This is a genomic window from Candidatus Bathyarchaeia archaeon (genome assembly GCA_038873195.1).
Lineage (GTDB): Archaea > Thermoproteota > Bathyarchaeia > Bathyarchaeales > Bathycorpusculaceae > DSLH01.
This window is the reverse complement of record JAVZEV010000002.1, coordinates 1-21,796: the sequence shown is the minus strand read 5'-3', so window position 1 is coordinate 21,796 and position 21,796 is coordinate 1. Positions and strand designations below refer to the sequence as shown.

General features: G+C 40.2%; 22 protein-coding genes and 1 CRISPR repeat array. Of the genes, 8 read left to right on the top strand and 14 right to left on the bottom strand.

What is annotated here, in order from left to right:
• The first annotated feature begins 3 nt into the window (after window positions 1–3).
• From QXW63_08240 to QXW63_08230, 3 genes are read left to right on the top strand one after another with little or no spacing between them, the layout of a single operon-like run.
• Window positions 4–807 (top strand): hypothetical protein, encoded by an 804-nt coding sequence (locus QXW63_08240; protein ID MEM3461880.1) that lies wholly within the window; start codon window positions 4–6, stop codon window positions 805–807.
• Window positions 788–1,447 carry a hypothetical protein gene (locus QXW63_08235; protein MEM3461879.1) on the top strand — a complete coding sequence of 220 codons (660 nt, stop codon included), beginning with the start codon at window positions 788–790 and terminating at the stop codon, window positions 1,445–1,447. Before QXW63_08240 ends, QXW63_08235 begins: the two co-directional genes overlap by 20 nt.
• Window positions 1,448–1,469: 22 nt before the next feature.
• The gene (locus tag QXW63_08230; protein MEM3461878.1) at window positions 1,470–3,206 is read left to right on the top strand and encodes a DEAD/DEAH box helicase; all 1,737 of its coding nucleotides are present in this window, start codon (window positions 1,470–1,472) and stop codon (window positions 3,204–3,206) included.
• Here QXW63_08230 and cas4 read toward each other — a convergent pair.
• From cas4 to QXW63_08190, 8 genes are all read right to left on the bottom strand, one after another.
• The gene (gene cas4, locus QXW63_08225) at window positions 3,203–3,847 is read right to left on the bottom strand and encodes a CRISPR-associated protein Cas4 (GenBank protein MEM3461877.1); all 645 of its coding nucleotides are present in this window, start codon (window positions 3,845–3,847) and stop codon (window positions 3,203–3,205) included. The two genes, QXW63_08230 and cas4, sit on opposite strands and share 4 nt — an antisense overlap.
• Window positions 3,834–4,364 carry a DUF3368 domain-containing protein gene (locus QXW63_08220; protein MEM3461876.1) on the bottom strand — a complete coding sequence of 177 codons (531 nt, stop codon included), beginning with the start codon at window positions 4,362–4,364 and terminating at the stop codon, window positions 3,834–3,836. The genes cas4 and QXW63_08220 overlap by 14 nt, the downstream gene beginning before the upstream one ends.
• Window positions 4,361–4,684 carry a UPF0175 family protein gene (locus QXW63_08215; protein MEM3461875.1) on the bottom strand — a complete coding sequence of 108 codons (324 nt, stop codon included), beginning with the start codon at window positions 4,682–4,684 and terminating at the stop codon, window positions 4,361–4,363. The genes QXW63_08220 and QXW63_08215 overlap by 4 nt, the downstream gene beginning before the upstream one ends.
• 52 nt (window positions 4,685–4,736) lie before the next feature.
• Window positions 4,737–5,027, bottom strand: coding sequence for a CRISPR-associated endonuclease Cas2 (gene cas2 / locus QXW63_08210; GenBank protein ID MEM3461874.1), 291 nt, complete (start codon window positions 5,025–5,027; stop codon window positions 4,737–4,739).
• A 6-nt stretch (window positions 5,028–5,033) separates the two neighbouring features.
• Window positions 5,034–6,068 (bottom strand): CRISPR-associated endonuclease Cas1, encoded by a 1,035-nt coding sequence (gene cas1 / locus QXW63_08205; protein ID MEM3461873.1) that lies wholly within the window; start codon window positions 6,066–6,068, stop codon window positions 5,034–5,036.
• Between the two features lie 17 nt (window positions 6,069–6,085).
• Window positions 6,086–7,021 carry a type I-A CRISPR-associated protein Cas4/Csa1 gene (gene cas4a, locus QXW63_08200; protein ID MEM3461872.1) on the bottom strand — a complete coding sequence of 312 codons (936 nt, stop codon included), beginning with the start codon at window positions 7,019–7,021 and terminating at the stop codon, window positions 6,086–6,088.
• Window positions 7,022–7,108: 87 nt separating this feature from the next.
• Window positions 7,109–8,301: direct repeats of the CRISPR family, unit length 37 nt; unit sequence GATGCAGAACAAAAATCCCAATAAAGGGAATTGAAAG.
• Between the two features lie 847 nt (window positions 8,302–9,148).
• Window positions 9,149–10,861, bottom strand: a complete 1,713-nt coding sequence (locus QXW63_08195) for a hypothetical protein (GenBank protein MEM3461871.1) — start codon at window positions 10,859–10,861, stop codon at window positions 9,149–9,151.
• Window positions 10,858–11,289 carry a hypothetical protein gene (locus tag QXW63_08190; protein MEM3461870.1) on the bottom strand — a complete coding sequence of 144 codons (432 nt, stop codon included), beginning with the start codon at window positions 11,287–11,289 and terminating at the stop codon, window positions 10,858–10,860. Before QXW63_08190 ends, QXW63_08195 begins: the two co-directional genes overlap by 4 nt.
• A 234-nt stretch (window positions 11,290–11,523) precedes the next feature.
• Between QXW63_08190 and QXW63_08185 the strand changes: the two genes are divergently transcribed.
• From QXW63_08185 to QXW63_08175, 3 genes are all read left to right on the top strand, one after another.
• Window positions 11,524–11,853 (top strand): hypothetical protein, encoded by a 330-nt coding sequence (locus tag QXW63_08185; protein MEM3461869.1) that lies wholly within the window; start codon window positions 11,524–11,526, stop codon window positions 11,851–11,853.
• A gap of 123 nt (window positions 11,854–11,976) precedes the next feature.
• On the top strand, window positions 11,977–12,360 hold the full coding sequence (locus QXW63_08180) for a hypothetical protein (GenBank protein MEM3461868.1): 384 nt from the start codon (window positions 11,977–11,979) through the stop codon (window positions 12,358–12,360).
• A 2-nt stretch (window positions 12,361–12,362) separates the two neighbouring features.
• Window positions 12,363–13,058: an NEW3 domain-containing protein gene (locus QXW63_08175; GenBank protein MEM3461867.1), complete on the top strand. Its 696-nt coding sequence runs from the start codon at window positions 12,363–12,365 to the stop codon at window positions 13,056–13,058.
• A gap of 279 nt (window positions 13,059–13,337) precedes the next feature.
• On the opposite strand, the gene QXW63_08170 is transcribed toward QXW63_08175, so the two are convergent.
• The 6 genes from QXW63_08170 to QXW63_08145 all read right to left on the bottom strand — a co-directional run bounded on the left by QXW63_08170 (window position 13,338) and on the right by QXW63_08145 (window position 20,290).
• Window positions 13,338–14,027, bottom strand: coding sequence for a DUF1614 domain-containing protein (locus tag QXW63_08170; protein ID MEM3461866.1), 690 nt, complete (start codon window positions 14,025–14,027; stop codon window positions 13,338–13,340).
• A gap of 65 nt (window positions 14,028–14,092) precedes the next feature.
• Window positions 14,093–15,088 carry a zinc-ribbon domain-containing protein gene (locus QXW63_08165; GenBank protein ID MEM3461865.1) on the bottom strand — a complete coding sequence of 332 codons (996 nt, stop codon included), beginning with the start codon at window positions 15,086–15,088 and terminating at the stop codon, window positions 14,093–14,095.
• A 167-nt stretch (window positions 15,089–15,255) separates the two neighbouring features.
• A complete protein-coding gene (locus QXW63_08160) occupies window positions 15,256–15,762 on the bottom strand; it encodes a hypothetical protein (GenBank protein MEM3461864.1) in 507 nt (168 codons plus the stop codon).
• Between the two features lie 85 nt (window positions 15,763–15,847).
• The gene (mgtA, locus tag QXW63_08155) at window positions 15,848–18,448 is read right to left on the bottom strand and encodes a magnesium-translocating P-type ATPase (protein ID MEM3461863.1); all 2,601 of its coding nucleotides are present in this window, start codon (window positions 18,446–18,448) and stop codon (window positions 15,848–15,850) included.
• 75 nt (window positions 18,449–18,523) lie between these two features.
• The gene (locus QXW63_08150) at window positions 18,524–19,285 is read right to left on the bottom strand and encodes an ABC transporter permease (GenBank protein ID MEM3461862.1); all 762 of its coding nucleotides are present in this window, start codon (window positions 19,283–19,285) and stop codon (window positions 18,524–18,526) included.
• A 6-nt stretch (window positions 19,286–19,291) separates the two neighbouring features.
• Window positions 19,292–20,290, bottom strand: a complete 999-nt coding sequence (locus QXW63_08145) for an ATP-binding cassette domain-containing protein (GenBank protein ID MEM3461861.1) — start codon at window positions 20,288–20,290, stop codon at window positions 19,292–19,294.
• 100 nt (window positions 20,291–20,390) lie between these two features.
• Here QXW63_08145 and QXW63_08140 point away from each other — a divergent pair, with 100 nt between their 5' ends.
• Together QXW63_08140 and QXW63_08135 are read left to right on the top strand one after the other, a co-directional pair.
• A complete protein-coding gene (locus QXW63_08140; protein MEM3461860.1) occupies window positions 20,391–20,777 on the top strand; it encodes a Mov34/MPN/PAD-1 family protein in 387 nt (128 codons plus the stop codon).
• Window positions 20,778–20,902: 125 nt separating this feature from the next.
• A partial coding sequence (locus QXW63_08135; GenBank protein MEM3461859.1) for an HAD-IC family P-type ATPase occupies window positions 20,903–21,796 on the top strand: 894 nt, incomplete at its 3' end.

Sequence of the window (21,796 nt, the reverse complement as noted above, 5' to 3'; positions counted from 1 at the left end):
GGTATGGAAATGCATCTCTTATTTTTGGCACTCAAATTTAGTGGACCATTCACCATCAGAGAATTTCCTTGGCATCAATCGGTTATTCGTGGCATTAGATTCATACCACCCTCTACTTTATCAGGTTTCATCAGGCGAATACTTGACTCAAAAATGCTAAAAGATGATTCGTTCACACCAGTCTACAGCGATAAAGGATACCAATATTACACATTGGACTATACTAAACATCTTCCGTTGGGAGCATTCGTTCAGCATGGAAAAGAGTTAAGTGTTCACACAGCATATAGGCAAGGACCTCGCTCATTTTTACATAATAGATTTAGCCAGTTATTTGATTATGGTTCAGCGGCAACAAAATTGGCCTTACCGGATCTTGCAGAATACCAACCGCATATGTGGGATTATATGCTGGTGGACGAAATGATAGGCTATGTTTTGACGAAAAGCCTCGATGAATTCGACAATATTGAAAACTACGGCTGTAAAATTGGCAAGAATGGTTATGCGTATATAGAAAATAAAAAGGTGTGTTCTTTAAATCTAAATACTAAAGAAGACGAAATTATCCCCCAACCTTATGATGTAGAGAGTAATGTGCCACAGAACATCGACAGAGTCATTTTGAAATGCTATTCACATCTTATTAGCAATGGAGTTGCTTATGGATTCAAAAATTTTGCTATTAGTTTCCCTAAGAAGCCATATAAGACCAGATATGTTGATGCTGATGGGATTCCTATATCCCTTTCAGTTATCAAGGAACTGGGTGGAGAGGCATGGTTAAATGCCTTACTTGAGGGCTAATGTGGCCAGATTACTCCAGTTAAGAGATAAGATTTATGTTTTCAGCCTTACTTCGCATGAAGAAAATGTCAAGAATCTTGTAGAAAATTGGAACGATAGGTACATCCAAGCAGGAATAAGAGATAAACTACTTTATGCTGCTTCTCATCACGATGACATGAAACCGAATTTTTTCACATTATTTATGAAAGATAACACTGTGATTCCCAGTTTTCGTGGTCACGCAAAGAATTTTTCACATCAAGATCTATATGTACAAAGGCTTGTACGATTACATCATGCTTTTTCGGTTGCGGACATTATACTATCCATAAACAAGCTTATAGAGGAAAGAGAAAAGAAAGCATTTGCAGATGATTTGTTCATTCTGCAATTTTGTGATAAGTTGGATAGTGCGTTAATTGGGTCATCATTTACTTTGACATCTAAAGCACTCAGCATCTTAGGAATTTCAATATTCTATAAGCCAAAAAAAGAGATTGTTGCGAAACTATCACCTTATCCTTTCAACCAAAAATCGATTGAGCTAAGGCATAAATTCAGTGAAATTAAGCTTCGCAATTTCAGGTATCTTTCAGAGGAGATTCAAAAGTGTTCGTTTGATGAAGAATTCTCTGTGGTGATTCAAGACGAATTATGAAGATGTCTATGCCGCAAGTGGAATACTTAAGGAGAGGATTTATGAATACCAAAAAATTGTTGCTGAGCAAACATTTGAAGGTAACTTTCCAATATTAATTGATATTCCTACAGCTGGCGGAAAGACTCTTTCTGTTTTAGCACCTACATTAGCACTAGGCAAAACTCTGATTTTCAATGAACCTACCATCTCGTTAACTGAAGATTTAGAGATAAGAATTGAAAGGTTGCTAAGTAAGCTGAGTGAGCAAACTCAAGAAAGTTTATCGTATATTATTGACACAGGTGAAAGAAAGGAAAAAGTCACGTTTCATCCAGATAACAGATTAGAGCGTATTCAAACACATACATATGATGCAAACATTGTGCTTACCACTTATGATGAGTTTATTTATAGAGTTATGGGCTATGGTGATTGGAGATGGGCTTATCTTTACCCATGGCGCGTCGAGAAAAACTGCCATGTTTGCTTTGATGAATGCCATTCTCTTGACTCTGTGGGGTTCACATTATTCTATAGAATAGTTAAACTGTTGAAGAATAAGAAAATCGGAACATACGTGATGAGTGCAACAATGCCCACTGCTTTGAAGGAATCATTGGTCAGTAAGTTAGGGATGCAACTCATCGATATAAAACCCATAATTGAAACCGAACCTGATAAGACCTTGGAAAAAACTTTACAATACAGGCCAGATCTAAACATTAAAACTGAAAGCAAAGAAGGATTTCTGAACCTGAAAGAGACTGTTCAAAGCGAAGTCTCGAATGGAAGGAAAATTATCGCAGTATTTACCTATATAAGTGATGCTTTTGAATTCTACCGTTGGTGTTTGAACCAACTATATGAGAATTGTTTTTTCTATCACGGACGCCTTCTTCGTGATGCCAAGAGATTTAGATATAGAAAAATCAAATCATTGGATGAACAAGCAAAAGGTTACTTTCTCGTTACAACTCATGCCATAAAGGAAGGATGTGATCTAAACGCTGACTGCATGTTTATTGAAATAACTGATCCGTTCTCACTTATTCAGCTGTTAGGGAGAGTGCGTCGCTTTGCAAGTGCGAAACGAGGTAAGGTCATAGTATTCGGCAATATGGAAACTTTAAATAGAAAATGTGAAAAATCCGAGCTTGTCAATCTGACGGAATATGAAAAACTGCTACAAAGTTTTCTGGAAGAACGAGTAGTTACTGAACTTGACATCGCCAAATTCAAATCCCAAATGAAGGAAATACCTAAAATAGATTCCGAATTGGATGCCAGATTGAGTAATATCATCAAGTTTGTGCATGGAATGGATGTTAGTTACGTTGACGCATGGCTTGAAGGAATACCCTATACTCGAGAAGCACCCCCTACATTAGACGTATTTTTTGTCCAAAATACAAAAAGATTGAATTTTCCGAAAGAAACTGAAGAAGAGCAATTGCCCCAAAGTTATTTGCGTTTGAAAACCGGTTATGATATTTTCGCTACTAGAGAGCGTAGAGAAGACATCAACTTTATCGTAATGGTTTACGACGATGGCTTATGGAAGAAGCTTGATCCTGATGAAAATATATACCCGAGGCTTAGTAGACAATCATTGTATTCGAGAAGAGTTTATCTATATCTTAATAAGAAACATCTCGTAAATCGTGGCTTGGTTTTTCCGCCTAAAATTTTTATCTTTAAGAAAATAAACATGGAAACATCTGTCAGAGTTGATAATGTTGAACTTGGGTACTACGTGACTAAAAAGCGTGTAAATTAGGATTGCTGGCATGTTTGTTTGTGTCCGCATCCGCCTTGGCATTTGTTTTGGGCTACTCTCACGAGCGGAAGCTTCTCCTTCCTAATTATCCTTTTAATGTGCCCAACAACCATCTTCACATAACTTTTCATAGTAGGCGTTATCTCAAACTTTAAAATTAACTGTTCAGGAATATAATTCACAAAACCACGTTTAACCACAGTGCCAAGGTTTTCCTCCACAAGAAAGGCATAAGCCACAAGCTGGTACTTATGGTCCATGTAGGCTTTTCCCCTATCAGAGTTCATGTTCTTATACTCGACTGGAACATACTCGCCCTTAACCGTCCTTATTATACAGTCTACTACGCCATGAAGCTGAAGGCTTTTTGAAATAAGTGGAACGAAAAGAAGCTTCTCGGCGCCAACAAATTCAGGCGAATAATAAACCGCATCCTTTCGCCTAAGCTCTTTGCGCACGTACTCCATATGCAGTTCTTGGCTTTCTTCCTGCTGAGAGCCAAAAACAGGCTGAGCATGCAAAACCCGATCAAAATACACAAGCCGTGGACAATAAACATAATGCTTAACATCAGTAACCGAAACCAAAGGCTCAGCGATATCTGAGATTGGCAAATTCTGCCGTTTTTCAGTCTTGCTCATTCTTTCCCATCTTTTCTAGACTTTCCATAATTTTCGCATAAGTTTCAACGCTACATCTCCACCCAGCAAAAATCATATCGTTTATTGCTTGTTTCGCCTTTTCCTTTGTAATGAGCCCTTGAGAAAACGCCTTAACCAAAACATATGGTGTTCCTGCGTAGGTTATCCCATAGATTTTAGCTGTTTTCCTTGCAACTTCATCATCGATTATGGCGATTCCGTCGCGTTCCTTCGCTATGACTAAAACTTCAGCGTCAGTCACATGAAGCCCCCTTGTTTGCAAAAAAGTCTCTAGGAGACTTGTGTCTTTAGGTTTTACAACTTTGAAAACGTCTTTTTGAAATAACCTTTCTAAAACCATGGCGTCTGCAACGCCCTTACGCTTGCCTTCATCCACAACCTCACGTTTAACACTTGGAGAAGTTAATTTCTCTCCTTTTAACTCTTCAAAAATTCGGCTTAATCCAATTTTCGTTATGTAAATTAACGGAGTGGAATTGAACACAAGCAACTTCATTTCCACTTTACCGCCGCAGACGCTTCCTTAAACTCTCTCTCAATTTCCTGGGGCGAATATCTAACCCATTCGATGTTGCGCTGCTTTAGTAGGTCGGCGAACTCCCAAAGCGAAAGCTTAGCCATTTCAGCAGCCTTAGCAAAGGTCACCTTCCCATCACGCAGCAACTCAAGGGCTGTTTGCTTACGCCATTCACCAATACCCAACTCAAGAAGAGTCCTAACAACAGTGGCCTTATCCAAACCCTCCTGCTCAACCACCTCCTGAATTTCCCTCTCTATCTTCTCTGGAATTCTCACAGCTAAAGGCTTAAGGGCCAACCTCGTCACCGTAAACAAAAGATACCAAACGCATACATAAGAGTTGCGCATTTCAAAAATAAGCCACCTTCTCTTTCTCTTCCTTTAATTCGTACTTTTTAGGTTTACCAACTTCCCGTCTTCCCTTAAAACAAGTGTCGCAGAGGGGATAAAGCTGAACATTTTCAACCAAATCCTTAATCAGATTCTTTAAGTCCACAATAAGGCTGTTTAATTCGTCGCGGCGCAGACTACCAATGAATGCGCTGTATTGAATACGTTGCAACCCATAATCCTTCAGCGTTTCAGCAATTAAAGCCCGCAAATTATCATCCGTAATATCATAAATCACCAAGTAGCGCATTTCGTTTCACCATCCCAGAGTAAACGGTGCGTAATCAGCCTCACGTAAAAGAAAACGTGCCACACGCCGTGCTTGATGGTGAATAAAGCCTTTGATGGAGCTCCTTTGCCCGTCAAACATAACCTCTGTATCCAAGCGTTCCTGAAAACTCGTAAGCAAAGTTTTAATCGCCTCTCTGCTTAAAACTCTGTCCTCTTCAAAAGCCTCGGCAACAACAATCTCGCCAGGCTTAATCACATTCTTCGTTATCAAACCAATAAGAGTTCTATCTACAACCTGTTGCCGAAACTCCTCCATTAAATCCAAAACAAGCGAGGGCTTACCCGGCCTATCAGCATGTAAATAACCTGCATAAAAGTCTAAGCCAGCATAGCTTACAGCTTTCCAAACTTCCGGAAAAAGGATTGTTTGATAGCCGAAATTCAGCATGGCGTTGAAGGGATCGCGGGCGCCTCTTGTTTCGCGTCCAGTAAAGCCCAACTCAGATGGAAGTATCTGGCGTATAGCTTCCCAATAGAAACGTGCGCCCTCAGCCTCAAAGTTCATCAAGTCTTGCCGTTCATCATCAATTCTTAAACCATGCTCCTTGTCAACTTTCATGTTGATTTGATCTATGGCTTTACCTGCCTCGTAAAGCTTTTCGGAAAGCGTGGGATCTGTTTGGCGTCTATTTTTAGCCATTAACTTTAACAAGTTCGCTTGATTGGTAAGCTTTCCAGAAACAAACTTTTTGGCTAAAATGAAGCCTCTTTCATCGTTGTAGGCTGTGAACTGTTCTCTTCGGGCTCTAACAGAACCCGTCATTGAAGCAGGCATTAAAACGGCGTATGGCCAACCGCCGTAACGGGCGAAGACAACTTGAATGTTGTTCTTAATTGCCAAGTCCAATGCGCTTGCCGAAAATGCTACACCGGACGAGCAGCAAATTATAGAGTCAACGTCATCTGCGACTATTTCCTTAACCTCACCTTTCTTTTTCACGATAAAGCGGTTCCTCTTCCTCCCCAAGAAAATGCCAAAATCATCCAAGAAAATCCTCATAAAACCACCCACCATGTCTATTCATAGCAAAACTTGAAGTACATGCAATCCACTGGACATTGAGAACGATTGGGTTTGCCAGGATCTTTTCCTTCCGCTACAATCTCGAGCTTTCTGTCGCGCTCTTCGATCCACCATTGTCGCAATTCATCGCTTGCAAAAAATAGATCTCTACGCACAAAGACCTTTCCGTCTTTGACATCAAGGTAAACGTTGCAGCAAACGTCTACTGGAACCTCGTGGACACTTTCGAAGACAAGAGCGTAGCCCACTGGCGAAAGCCTATGCCATTCCTGCGGTTCACTTGCCACTTTTAAATCGAACATTAAAGCCTTCAAATAATCATAACAGTCCAAGCTGAGTATACCGCTTAAGCCAAGCAACTCTCCAGAAATTTTGTGCTCAACCAGAAATGGAACAGCAGACGCTATCAAGTCAAGTTCGGAGGCGTATGGCTGTCTACTGGAAAACTCAGCTAAACGTGCTTCACAGATTTTTTGTAGAAAATCCCAAACTTTTCTGGAAGGCTCCTTCAAGTTTTCAGGCTTTTCATTGATTTCAGACCATCGAATAGTTTGCCACCAAGATTCAAAATCGATGTTGCGTCGTTGAGCAAATGCTCTTAAACAGTCGCTGACAACTCCATGGAGAATTTTGCCCAAAGCCACTTTACCACTAGGAATAGGCGATATCTTCTCCACATAACGCAGATACACATCACGGTTTGTAGGACAATACTTGGAGCATACGGCGTACATGGGCAGCTTAACATTATCGTAATAGGGCTTTAATGGAGGCTGATGCCAACTCCAACCACGCAACTCTTTGCTGACACCAACATCTCGGGCGGTGGGCAAAAGCTGATAAAGCAAATACTTATGCTCAACATCAGACAGGAAATACAACCTTATCCAACCATTAAAAAGCCTATTTCGATTATCTTTATAAATCAAATTGCATCCTAATAATAATCGAAAATACATATTAAAACTAAACCTAAAAACAGCCTCAAACAACAAAACCGCCAAAATAAGCCTACGGATGCAGAACAAAAATCCCAATAAAGGGAATTGAAAGATCGTGTTTATTGTGTTAATTGTATCAACCAGATTTATCGATGCAGAACAAAAATCCCAATAAAGGGAATTGAAAGACGTTGCAAGACAGATTGAACAGGATTTCGCCAGTAAAGATGCAGAACAAAAATCCCAATAAAGGGAATTGAAAGCCCATTTAAAGTTCAAGTAAGCTTTCGTCTTGTTCCACTTGGATGCAGAACAAAAATCCCAATAAAGGGAATTGAAAGCCTCCTTTATTCTCTATAATCTTTTTTTACATTATATTGATGCAGAACAAAAATCCCAATAAAGGGAATTGAAAGAACAAAACCAAGCGTTAACGGAACAGCAAACTCCACCTAGATGCAGAACAAAAATCCCAATAAAGGGAATTGAAAGTAGGATGCCGTAGGTTTCTCTTAAGTCGCTATGTAAAGATGCAGAACAAAAATCCCAATAAAGGGAATTGAAAGTTTTCTTCTCCGATGAAACCTTTATGGACACCAAAGAAGGATGCAGAACAAAAATCCCAATAAAGGGAATTGAAAGTTCCATAAGCAGTTTTGTAGTTGGAGACCAAACAAGCCCGTTAGATGCAGAACAAAAATCCCAATAAAGGGAATTGAAAGTTTGGAAATTCCACTCCCCGGAGCGTTAACGTAATAACAGGATGCAGAACAAAAATCCCAATAAAGGGAATTGAAAGCGAAAAAGGAATCGAACCCATGATGCAAGCGTGGGAACTAGATGCAGAACAAAAATCCCAATAAAGGGAATTGAAAGTTCTCATAAGCATCTTTCTAACTGTTCCGTCTGGGTCTTGTTCGTGGATGCAGAACAAAAATCCCAATAAAGGGAATTGAAAGTTCTCATAAGCATCTTTCTAACTGTTCCGTCTGGGTCTTGTTCGTGGATGCAGAACAAAAATCCCAATAAAGGGAATTGAAAGAACACACAATGAAAAGTAATATTCGCATTGTCAACCTCAGATGCAGAACAAAAATCCCAATAAAGGGAATTGAAAGTACTTTAAAACTTGCAACCTCAAAGTCTTAGCATCAAGATGCAGAACAAAAATCCCAATAAAGGGAATTGAAAGCCACCAAAATTATAAAGGAAGATTTTCTTGAAACATGTCGATGCAGAACAAAAATCCCAATAAAGGGAATTGAAAGAAATTTAATTGACACTGTTCTGTTAACAGCGACTAACTGAACATTGCATGATGCCATTAAAGTTTATAGGGGTTGCAGGTTAACTATAGGGATTCGCAATTTTCAATAACGGTCATCGTTAGGTAAGCTAAATCTATTATTGCATACTTAAAATTCCTTTTAAATTTTGAATGACACAATTTTTAAAGGCAAAACACTACTTCAACCTAGGTCTCTGGAGTGAAGTTTTCAAAGTTCAAGTTTTTCTAAAATCCCTCTGATCTTCTCAGCAATTTTGTTATCTAAACTGCCTAATGATTCATCATACTTCCTTTGTAAATCTTGCTCAATTTTTTGGATTATCTTAGAGTATTTATGCGTTTGCCCTTATCTAAAATCTAAGGCCGTGATAGGAGTTTTCGTTGTTTGATATTTATCATATGCTAAATCTATTATATCTTTATTCAATAATTTCAATGCTCTGTAAAGTCTAAGGCACTTTTTTACTTCTGTTCTTTCTTCGTCATTAATGCTAAACCAGAGAGCTGGCACATCCCAGTATAGATCAATATCTCTTCCGCGCCAAAGATAATATTTAACGGATATGTCAACTACTCTACCTTCTGAAGAAGATTCGTTAATAATGGTCTCGTATGCGCGCGCTTACCAGCAGCAACTCTAGAAACGGCTCGTTACGAGATATGCCAACTCTGCTAATCTTCAAATATGAAGTCAACGACAAGTACTCGGTATTAATTATTGCTAATTTCTTTGTGGAATTTCAACTCTTCAAATGGTTTAAATATCTACATTTTAATCTATTTTGCAAATCTTACTTTTTGGTATTTACTAGCAATCTAATGGTACTCTAAGTTCGCACCGCACGGTTTAAAAATTTTGGCAAGAGATTACTTGCAAAGTCATTTTTCTGGACTATTTTTGGACAGGCACGCCAATCAATTTCAGGCGATTGGTAAGTTAGGGTTATGTTAGTGTAGTGTACGGGATAATAATTTGGGATCAGCATGGTTTTCAACTTTTCTTTCGAACCGATCAGAATTATGTCCCCGCCAAAACCTGCACCAGTATACTTTGCTCCTAGACCAGCCCCGCGCAATCGATATATTAATTCTCTAGCGATTGCTTCGCTTTCATTTCTTAGCATCTTTAGATATCCTTCCTCGTATTCACCGAACAAATTGATGCATGTGATAACATCTTCCATGTCATCTGCTCGTCTGCTCTCATGTTCAACACACAAGTTTTTCCATAGTTTCTTAGTGGTCGCGACGAAATCTCTACGACAGTCACCTCTTTTTAGGGCTTTTATAAATTCATCATCGCTAAGAGTTGCCTTTATGTCTCGGCGACTCTGAGTCGTGTAAACTGCAGCCAGTCCCATTTCATTACTCAGGTATTCTTGGGCTTTAGCAGAACCTTTCATACATTTTAAATTCAATTTGACCTCATCTTCATCCTTTTTTTGATCAAGTATTTCGTTCATTACAAAGGTTTCTTTGTTACTTAATCCGCTACCCAGTTCGTACCAGATAGGTGTGAAACAATCATCGCCCACTAGACTTGCGAACGGCCCAACTCCGGATGTTTTCCCATGGATTTCTCTTTCAAATTCCACCGCATTAAGAAATATCTTATTAAACTGAGAGACTTCGCCTTTCAACAACCGATCTGGATTTTCTTTCCGCCAAATTAGAGGATTAGTCTCCTCTGGATTTATAATTCGGTCAAGCAATATTGCAAGTGCTGCGCATAACGCCCCGCTACTTCCTAAACCAACACATGGAGGAATTTGACTTCGTATCTGTAGAACGATGTAATAGCCTTCTTTATGAACTTTTTTTAGTTTACTTATAAATAAGCGTTCAACTTGCAACAACTTAAATCGGAATGAGCTGTCGGAAATCCTATAGATAGGGACAGGAAGCCCGGGGAAACAGCTCAATTCAGCATATGTTTTGCATGAAAAATCGAGGTCGGGCGCAAAGCAATGGACTACAGTAGGTCCGGTGTATTTAGATACCGTTGCATGAATAGCCAGAAAGATAGGTATTGGAAGAGCCACAGCTGGTCGACCCAATAATACACCGTGTTCACCGATAAGTGTAATAGAAGCTGGAGCCAGAACTATTTCATCTAAAAGAATGGCTCCTGGAGTGGATGGTGTCAAAAAGCGTGGCTGTTCGATGTCTTTTTTTGTAACGGTTTTAAAATCTGAAATAGTCGAATACATACCGTGAATGTAAAACAAGGAGTCAATGCTTAGTTTGTATAGACGTGTGCCGTCAGTGTTCTGCTCAAGCACCAGGCCTGCTTCCTTCAAATTGTTAAGCTCTTTATCAAGCGACCTTACATAACCCCTCCCCTTACCCGTTGACACCAGACCTTTAGCAAACAGCTCTTTGGTGTATTCCGCTATACGTTCTTCTATTTCTTGTTTTGAGCACCCTCCACGTGAAACTTTCTCACTTGGAATATCATGCAATACCTTAAGAATTCTATTTCCTCTGCTTAAAGATGCAAAATAATCAATCTTGAGGGTTTCACTCTTATTCTCATTCATCGTTTATCACCAAAGTGCTTCTTGAGGAATTGATGACATGCTCTAAGTGATTCTATTGAAGGAGCTATAATCTCATAAATTTTTATATCTGTCTTCTTAGGACCGTAGTCATTTGTATAGACACATCTATAGAAAAAAGAATCTTCGTTGAAGCTGTATGCTCCAACTTCAAAACCTAACCTCTCAAGATAGTCCAGCATTGAGTTCATTGGACCCATCTCTTGACCGAAAGGTAGCCTAACATAGGTACCATCGATGGATTTGACGACACGCAAAATAATCACGTAACTAAACTTTTTGGCCTTCAAAACGTGTCTTTTAGCTTCTTCTTCGTCTGCAGCAACAACAGATTTCAGATTCCCTTTCAGTTCGGAAAGATTGTTAACATCTAAGTAGATGAATAATGCTTTTGATTTGCTACGAGACATCTTTATTCACTATACAATCATAAGGGTAAGCATTTAATCAGTTTTGAAGCCACGTTGAGTTGAATTACATTACATTTTGTTATTTTGTCCAACTTTTTGTCTCAGTTTACGACTTCTTTTTTTCCTTAACCGAAATTTCTTTACGTCCTATAAGAAATGTTATCCACATCTGCTCCAGGTTGCGCATATGTTTATAGTTCAAATCAAAAATAGTGGTTTTTTGAGGAAGGAAAAATGAGTAAAATAAACGTGGGGTTTATAGCAAAAATCTATTACAGTCTTGATGAGTCTGAGAAGAACTACGTTTCAGTAAAAATGGATGCTATAAGGAAGATAGCTGCAGAGCTAACATTCCATGAGGTGCGAGACAAGGAAGACGGGATAATTCTAAAATTTGTGAAAAAAAATCCAGTACTTTGCTACTTCATCGATTTCTACAATGATTTGATAATCATCACAGGTATAGCTAAACAACTGCGTAGTCTCGAGGATTTTGTAGAGATAGCTATGGAAGAAATAGATGCCCTAATCGGCACCACAGAAGCTTGCAAATATATTACGTAGATAAAGGGCCTGTAACTTAGAAGGGATTACTGTATGAAGTGTACCTCGCTAAATGATTTCAAACAAAAAGAAGGTGATCAGGACTACCTATATAACCACATTCGTATAACAAAGGAAGCTTTGTTGACCAGAAGCGAATTTAACTGGCTACAACAAAACCTAGAAAATTTGTCCCCGGTTATCACAGAACTTGGCTTTTCGCTTCAAGCCACAAAAGATCAAATAAAAATGCATGCAAGTAGGCTCAAGTACTCTGTAGAAATCTGTTTCTGGGCGGATGACAATTTAACTGGATTTCCAAAAGTGACTGTTGATGTATTTACTGATAACGCTTTCCTTCCCTTGCTTGAAAACATGGCAGACAGAGAGTTAGCGAAATTGATACATGCAATCTTCTCGGCTCTACCAATTCTAAAACCCGCTCTTCAAAGTGAGGCGTCAAAATCCTGGCCTCTGCCGGACATAGTTCCGGTGAGTTGGGAGGTAAATGAAAAATTGGAGGGATAGTTGTGAAAAAAATTAAAAATATAGGATTGTTGGCTGTTGCACTCGTTTCCATGTCAATATTGCTGATTCCAAACGCATTTGCATGGCCGGGAGTGTATGGTTACACCACAGGACCTAGCAAGGTTCCTCGAAACCAAGTATTCAGTGTAACCGTGTATATTAACAATTATGGGTCTTCACCAGCATACTATACATCGGTTAGGCTGTATGTTCCCAGTGGGTTCTCTGTAGCATGGGGCAGTAACCCTACAAACATAGGTACATTATCTCCCGGAAACTCAAGAGCGTTGACTTTCCAAGTAAAAGCACCATCATATGAAACGTCTGGGTACATCTATGCTATAGCTACGTATTACGATAATCCCTACGGCTATGGAACACTCTATTCAACCAAGTTAGGTCAGTCTTATATTCAAGCTGTTAGAGGAATAAAGGTGACCGCAATACTCTACTCAACAGCGGAGCTCACAGCGGGAACAGTAGTGCTGTATGACGCGTCAGGTCGGTATGTGACTTCAGGAAGCGCCTCTAGCGCATTCGGTTCATCTCAGTTAAATATAGAGCTTTATGTCCTTAACCCAGGAACATACAAGGCATCAGCAAGCGCCAAGTTAATCAATGGACGAAACGCCCTTGGATCCGCAAACGTCAATGCTTACGGAGACGCAAGCGTAAGCATATTCTGCATTCCAATTTAGCTCAAGAACAAATAACGTAGCACAGCATCAACTCCCCCACTTTTATTTTTATTGTGAAACCGTAGATCAGGTAAGGTGCACTTCTGTTCGCATTAAGAATCTCCATAATTTAATTAACCGTGCATTCTTTCAAGGTCAGTTTGTCGCTGTCGTTTTTGTATATTCACTCCTTTCTATGAAGGGCATGTGACCCGAGTTAGTTTCGAGTTTCCGCTTTAGCCTCTACATAGTTTTCTGCTAAGAGACACTAACGGATGTGTGCGATGTTTGGCATAAGTTTTAGACGAGTAGGGCGGCTATTATTCCGCTTAGGAAGATTCCGTCGAATGTTCCTGCTCCGCCTATGCTTGCTATTTTTGCTCCGAGTTTTGGAATTTTATGCAGGTTGGTTATGTCTGCTCCTATTAATGTGCCTATCACCCCTGAAACGTAAGCTACTATGGTGGGTGCGTCAGAGGGCAGAATGTAGGCTGCTAACGCTGCTGTTAATGGTGGAATGAAAGCTGGTGTGGCTATGCCTAGTCCTTTAACTGGTTTGGCAAGCAAATGTGTTACTATTGCAACGATTACTATTCCAATTAAAGCGTAGAGTGTGACTGATGGCAGCTTCCAGAGCAGGTAGAAGGATACTAACGTGGGGATTATTGCGCCGCCCATGTTTATGGCAACAAGCGTGGTTGTTTCTCCATACTCAAACTGTGGAATCCTAAAGACTATGCCGAAAAAACTTACGTATTCCTCTCTGACAATTGGAATCACAGCCTTAAGCTTCAACAATGGAATGTTCACGTAACTTCCAAAAAAGGTAGTCACCAAAATCAGCACGGTCACTTGCGAGCTAAATCCAACTTGACGAAAGGCAAGGCCTACAGCGCCAACAAAAACTAAGCCGACGACTAAAACAAGAAACAGCAACAAAATTATAAAAATGCCATAAGTGTGAGGACAATAAATGGTTTTCTTGCTCAATAATATATCCTCAATGCAAATTAAACGTTCGAAAGGATTCATAAACATGTTGCTTCTCTGTCAAATTATAAGCCTATGCTGTTGATTACGCCGCCTGAGTTGCCATCAATGACTAGGATTATCTTGTTGCCTTTATGGTCGTATTGAGCGAACCATATCGGCGCATAAAGCAGTTCAGTTTCTGTAACATCCACATCTGTGTGAAGTTGTTGGATCATATGGTACTGTGCATGTGCCTTCTCTGATTGCAGTTGGTCTGCAAGAGTTTTCGCCTGATATTTTGCTGCTTCTTCGCCTACGTCTCCGTTCAAAATTTTTACGCTTTTTGGAATTTTAGAAACATCAAACAGCATTCTCTCATGCAAGTTGAATTGATAGCTTTTTGGCTGATATTCGTTAAATGCTTTGACAGCTACAATGGCTATGTTGTAATTATTGTCCATTTGATAGGCTCTTTTTGCACCCGCTTGGCCGGGTCCCATCATAGTGCCAAGCATTGCTCCTGCAAGAAGAGGCCCAGCTATGCCTACTCCACGTCTTCTGCCGCTCATCGCTGACCCCATAACGCCGAAAAGAGCTGCTGTTGTTGCAATTTCTCCAGCTTGAACTGCTATGTCACTAGCTATTACCGAAGTTCTTGTTGAAACTGAGACAATCCAGTATGGAACAAAGCTTAAGCTCATTTCCTCCAGCCTTGATCCTTCGTAAAAGTGTCTATGCAGTAACCCTCTATCCATTAAGCTGCGAATTTCAGCAACCACCTTGTCTTGTTCTGCAAGCTTAAGCGGAAGCATTGTCTGCTTATGTATGCCTCTCCAACCTTCGCTCCCCAATATTACGGCAGTTCCACAGTACTCACAGCTTATGACCATCTCACCGAATTTCGGCGTAATTGGAGCACCACAGTGAGGACACCTAAGCGACTTAGCTTCTAAAGAGGCGATAACAGGCGTTGATGGAGCCTGCGGCATAGGTAAAGCAGAAATCCTAGTTCCACACTTGATACAGAATATTGCATCATCTGGAAGTTGTGCACCACATTTAGGACAATACAAAGTCATCACGCTCACCTGTTAATAATAGAACCATTCCCTTATTACAACTACCTCTCAACTGCATATTTCTTAGAAAAATTAATCGCTCATTAATATAAAGTGAATGTTGACACTTTCAACACTGACAATTGTTACATTATTAAACTTCGCATGTCAACACTTTTTAGAAGCTTTCATTTTTTCACTTTCCTTTTCTTTCGCTTCAACTTGTCGACGATGTCAACTTGTTCTGTAGGAAAATAATACGGAATAGTCAAATAGGAACTCGGGGGAACTCCACTCGGTTTTTTCTTCGTTTTTCTTTTAGCCCTTTTCTTCATTGTCCGTTCTCTGATTTCACGGTCTTTCACTTTTTGAATCAACTGATTGAGCTTGTTTACGAATTCTTCTGCGTGTTTCCTTTCAAGCGGGATTACGATATTCCGATGATATGGAAGGTTTATCGTTACCTTTCCAGCGTCGTTCATTTGCACAGAATCTATGTCGCTTAGGCGTATGTGTAATGGAACAAATATGCTTAGTAATCCGCCGAGCGTTTCTTTAAGAATTGGTTTGTTTTCAAGAGCCTCTTCTAGCTCGCTCTTCAAACTTCCTTTCAAATCTACTCTCAGCAAATTCTCATAAAGTCGAACAGTAAAATGCGGATTCTCAACTTTTAAAACAAGAATTGCTTCTGACATGGCTTTATTCCTTCTAACGAGTACGCTAACCAATTGCGGTGGGCACTTTATATATCTTATCCGCGTAGCGTCATTTTTATGCCGACTAATCTGGATAATGCACAAACATCTTATAGAACACGCTCTTGATCAGGTCTACCAATAACAAGTAAGAAACAGTCAAGGCCACTAGGAACGCGAAGAATGATGGCGGTGGGGTTACGAATCCAAAAATGTTACCTATTGGTGTAAATGGCAACAGCAGTGCAATGGCGACGACGCTTAAACTGCTCAAGAGTAAAAGAGTGCTTGGTCTGCTCCCATAAAACGGTGTTTTTCTAGTTCTTATAATGAAAACAACTAATGTCTGAGTGCATAGAGATTCGATGAACCACGCTGTTTGGAATAACGGTTCCGTAGCTTTAAAAACATGTAACATTATAAAGAATGTCATAAAATCAAAGATGGAACTTACAGGTCCCAAGATAACCATAAATTTCCTTATAAAAGAAATGTCCCATTTTCTTGGCTTTTCAACAGCTTCTTGATCAACGTTATCGGTTGGTATTGTTAACTCGGACAAGTCATAAAGAAGGTTGTTTAACAGTATCTGTATAGCAAGCATGGGGAGAAAAGGCAAAAAGAGTGATGCAACTGCTACACTAAACATGTTCCCGAAATTTGAACTTGTCCCCATCATCACATACTTTAGGGTGTTATCAAAAGTTTTCCGTCCTTCTAGTACGCCATTATGTAGAACCTTTAACCTCTTCTCAAGAAGTATTATGTCCGCAGATTCTTTTGCAACATCAACCGCATTATCAACGGAAATACCTACATCCGCCGTCTTCAAAGAAGGCGCATCGTTAATACCATCTCCAAGATAACCAACAACGTGACCATTATTCTTTAATGCACCTATTATCCTATCTTTTTGGGCAGGCGTAACCCTTGCAAAAATGTTTGCCTCTTCTACAACCCTCGCAAGAGCATCATCTTGCATATGAGCTATATCGCTTCCCAGAACAACTCCTTTAACTTCAAAGCCCAATTGTTCACAGGTTTTTCTTGTAACAAGCTCATTGTCGCCTGTCAGAATTTTCAATTCTATTCCTGCTTTTCTTAACAGCTGTAGAGACTCTTTTGCGGTTTCCTTTGGCGGGTCAAGAAATGCCACGAAGCCTAAAAACACCATATCGCTTTCGTCGTTCACGGAGTACGTATCCTTCTTTTCGTTGACCAGTTTGTAAGATACTCCTAAAACCCTATACCCATCGGAGCTCAACTCATAATATCTCTGTTCAATCTTATTCAGCAAATCACTCGTCAAATCATATATCTTATCTTTTAGCTCGCATCGTGAACATACTTTAACGATCTCTTCTGGCGCACCTTTAGCAATTAAAAATCGTTGGTCTTCATGCTCAACAACAACCGAAACTCGTTTACGCGCAAAGTCAAATGGAATTTCATCCACTTTCTGGTATGCCCGTGCATTTATATCTCTGATACCTTTATGTCTGAGGATGGCTTCATCAAGCGGGCTTTTCAGCCCAGTTTCATAGTAACTGTTCAAAAAAGAGTACAAAAGCACTTTTTCGTCGTCGCTTCCTTCCATATCAATATGCAGCACAAGTTTTATTTTGTTCTCCGTTAATGTGCCAGTTTTGTCGGTGCATAGTACATCCATGCTTCCAAAGTTCTGGATGGATTCTAAACGTTTTACAATGACGCCTTTTCTCGACATTGCAAGTGCGCCTTTTGAAAGGTTTACAGTCATTATCATTGGCAAGAGTTCAGGTGTCAAACCTACCGCCAAAGCCACCGCAAAAAGAAGGGACTCCAATACACCACGCTTGTAAAGCGCGTTTACGAAAAAGACAAATAAAACAAGAAGAAACGTGATTTCCATAATCATGAAGCCGAATCGTCTAAGCCCTCTCTCAAACTCTGTTATAGGTTCTCTTGCAACAAGTTTTTTGGCTATTTTCCCGTACTCTGTAGAGTTTCCAGTTTTTAACGCAACAGCCGTTGCTGTTCCGCTTACGACTGATGTACCCATAAAAATGTAATTGGACCATTCCGTAATTGTCATGGTTTTTGTCTTCAATGGCGAAGTCGTTTTCTCGACGGGAAAAGCTTCGCCTGTTAATGCTGACTGATTAACAAACAAGTCCTTTGCGGTAATCAATCGCGCATCCGCAGGCACAATATCTCCGGCTGCAAGATACACTATATCGCCTGGAACTATTTCGGAAAGCTTAACTTCTTGTTTAACGCCATCTCTCAGCACAGTCGCAGTTGTGGTCACTTTTTCCTTAAGCATTTCAGCGGCTCTTTCAGCTTTTGATTCCTGATAAAAGTCAAGTATCACGCTTAGAAGCACTATTGAAAGTATGATGAGAGCGTTTATTGTTTCTCCGAAGAAGCCAGAAATCAAGCCAGCGATCAGTAATATGATTACTAATGGGCTTCGAAAATGGGAGAGAAATTCAACAATGGCAGCTCGTTTTCGCCTTTTAGCAAGCTCGTTAAAACCGAATATTCTTAAGCGTTCTTCTGCTTCCTCAGAAGAAAGCCCAGACGAGGACGTATTTAAACGGGCTAGAAGTTCATCGATGGGTATGCTTAAAAGCTCATCATCGCTTGGTAAAGTCCAACTCTTAACCTTACTTGCAACAAGATTCTTTCTGTTTTGTTTAAACATTTTCCTTCGCTTTCCATCTCCCAATATTACATTTCTAAGCTGAAATAAAAACAGTCATGTATTGCTTTGTTATTATCATTCTATAATGCGCTTGAAGCTTATTGACGCCAAAATGAATAGCACAGCATCGAAAATAGCGATTGCGACCAAATCTATTAGAAGATTTGAAAGGTCTCCAGTGATTAGCAGCCCTCTTACTGCATCGACAACGTAGCTTAGCGGGTTGAACGTTGAAAATTCTCTTAGGATCGGCGGCATCATTTGGATGGGGTATAGGGCGTTGCTTGCAAAGAATAGGGGCATAATTATGGCTTGGCCTATGCCCATAAATCGTTCTCTGGTTTTCATGAAGGAGGCCACGAGTATGGATATGGCTGCGAATCCGCCTGAGGCAAAGAATATTATTGTGAAGGCTAGGATGAAGTAGGCTGGGTTTGGTATAAACTGCACACCAATTATGAGGGCTATGGGCAGAATTATTAGGGCTTGGAATAGTGCTCTCACGCCTGAAGCCATGGATCGGCCTATCACCATGGAATACCTTGAAGCTGGAGTGACGAGCAACTTCTTCAATATGCCGGAGTCCCTCTCCCAAACCATCATCAGCCCATAGAATATGCTGACGAAAGTTGTTGTTTGAATCATAACCCCCGGCGTTATGAAGTCTGTGTATGGCACTCCGCCGGTCGGTATAGCCCTAACACTGCTCATCACAGGACCGTAAATGACTATCCAAAGGATTGGTTGAACAGCTCTAAAGTAGATTTCCGTCCTGTCATGGCGTAGTCTCCTCAATTCCAGCTCAATCATAACCAGCATATTTTTAAAGCCTTCCATCATGCCTTATCCCTTCCTAATCATGTAACGCATATGCGTAACATCGCTGATTCTACCCTTCTCCTCAAGCCGTGTCCCAACATATTTAAGGAAAACATCGTCCAAAGTTGGCTTAGTTATAGAAACCTTCCTTACAGATATGCCCTTACCTTTCAAGGCAGTCATTAGACTTGGCAACGTGGATTCAGCATCATCAACAAACACGCTTAAACTTCCATTCTCCACAAAAACGTCCTTTACAAAACTTAATTTCCGAAATTCTTCAACTAATTCAGGTTTAAGGGTGGTCTTTTCAAGTGTAAATGCGATAGTTTCGCCGCCCAAGGAGTGTTTTAATTCTTCGCTTGTGCCTCTTGCCACTATTTTTCCTTGATTAATTATGGCTATGTCATCCGCGTATAAGTCAGCTTCATCCATATAATGTGTATTAAAGAATATGGTTACGCCGTACTCCTTCTTGAAAACGCCGAGTCTTTCCCAAACAACTTCTCGGGCGGCAGGATCTAAGCCAATAGTTGGCTCGTCCAAAAACATAATTTTGGGCTTAATGAGCATGGCGCAGGCTATTTCAAGCCTTCTTATCATCCCGCCAGAATATGTCCTAACAAGTTCGTTTTTCACTTGGGTTAAACCCATATTTTCCAAAACTTCATCAATTATCTTACCTCTTTCGTGACCGGGTATGTCGAAAATTTTTGCATACACTAGAAGATTCTCATAACCGCTAATGTCTGTCCAGACACTCATCTCCTGAGGAACATAACTTATTAACCTTCTAACCTTGCCACCATTACGGACAACATTTAACCCGAAGACATACGCTTCTCCAGCGGTAGGCTTAAGCTGTGTTGTCAAAATTCTTATAAGCGTGGTTTTTCCAGCGCCATTGGGACCAAGCAACGCAAATGCCTCTCCAGGCTCCACATTCAAGTTAACACCGTCTAAGGCTTTCACCTTTTCATCATAAACCTTAACAAGACTGTTAACTTGAACCGCAAAATCCATTCACTATCCCTCGAAAGCAACCAATTAGCTTGCCAACACTTGCTTAAAAACTTTACAGAAACAACAGGTAAAAATAATTGCGCGTTAATGAGTGTTTTATATGAAGCCTCGTACAACCGTTTCGATTAGCCAAACATTAATGAAGGCAATTTTAGAAAATGCAAAATTACTTTATCCAAAGGAGAGCATTTTATTGCTTCGCGGTGAAAGAAGCAAAGACACCATTAAAATTACTGATTTAATCGTGCCTCCATTAGCTACGTATGGACAAGGCTTCGCCAATATCCCAACACACATGTTGCCCATGGATTTTTCCATTATTGGAACAGTACATTCTCATCCATCAGGAAACTTGACGCCTTCACCAGCCGATTTGAACCATTTTTGGGGAAAAATACTAATGATCATAGGCTTTCCATTTGCAGATAGTAGAAATGTTGCAGCATACAATCATGAAGGAGAAAGACTGACATTGGAAATCACATAAACATAAGAGTGCAAGCCTTTATTTATCGCCCAAAATTTCTCTACGCCTAATTATTGTCAGGCTAGTGCATGACCAAAACAACCTTAAATATCAAGAGACAAAAGTTTAGCGGAAGTGCATCAAACATGAAGTCTCATAAAAACGAAAGCTCGGCTTTTACTGGCGCAGAAGAGGCTAAGAAGCTCTCTGTAACGGAATTATTCAGGAGACTTTCTTCAAACGAGAACGGCCTTACCACTTCAGAGGCGGAGAAAAGGCTTCAACAGTTTGGCTCTAACGAGATTCCTGAGAAAAAAGTTAATCCAATTGTAAAGTTTTTAGGCTATTTTTGGGGTCCTATTCCATGGATGATTGAAGCGGCAGTTGTTGTGTCGGCGTTTATCCAACACTGGATTGATTTTGGAATTATTTTCGTGCTTCTTATGGTTAATGCAGTGGTTGGTTTCTGGCAGGAGCATAAGGCAGGCAATGCTATTGAAATGTTGAAACAGAAGCTTGCGCCGAAAGCGCGAGTTTTGCGTGATGGCAAATGGCGTGAAATTCCAGCTAGGGAACTTGTGCCAGGCGATGTTGTGCGTGTACGCTTAGGTGATATAGTCCCAGCTGACATCAAACTTTTTGAGGGCGACTATTTGCTTGTGGACGAATCGGCATTGACAGGCGAATCTCTGCCGGTAGAAAAGCATGTCGGGGACGTTGGGTATGCGGGTTCCATAGTAAGGCATGGAGAGATGAATGCTCTGGTGGTTTCCACTGGCATGAATACATATTTTGGTAAGACTGCTAGGCTTGTAGAAGAGGCTAAAACTCAAAGCCACTTTCAGAAAGCCATAATCAAGATTGGCGATTATTTAATAGTTCTCGCCATGATATTGGTGGCTGTCATCTTTTTTGTAGCACTTTTCCGCCATGAAAGTATTCTTGAGATACTCCAATTTGCTTTGGTTTTAACTGTGGCAGCAATTACAGCAGCATTGCCTGCTGTTCTTTCAGTTACAATGGCAATAGGCGCTATAGCA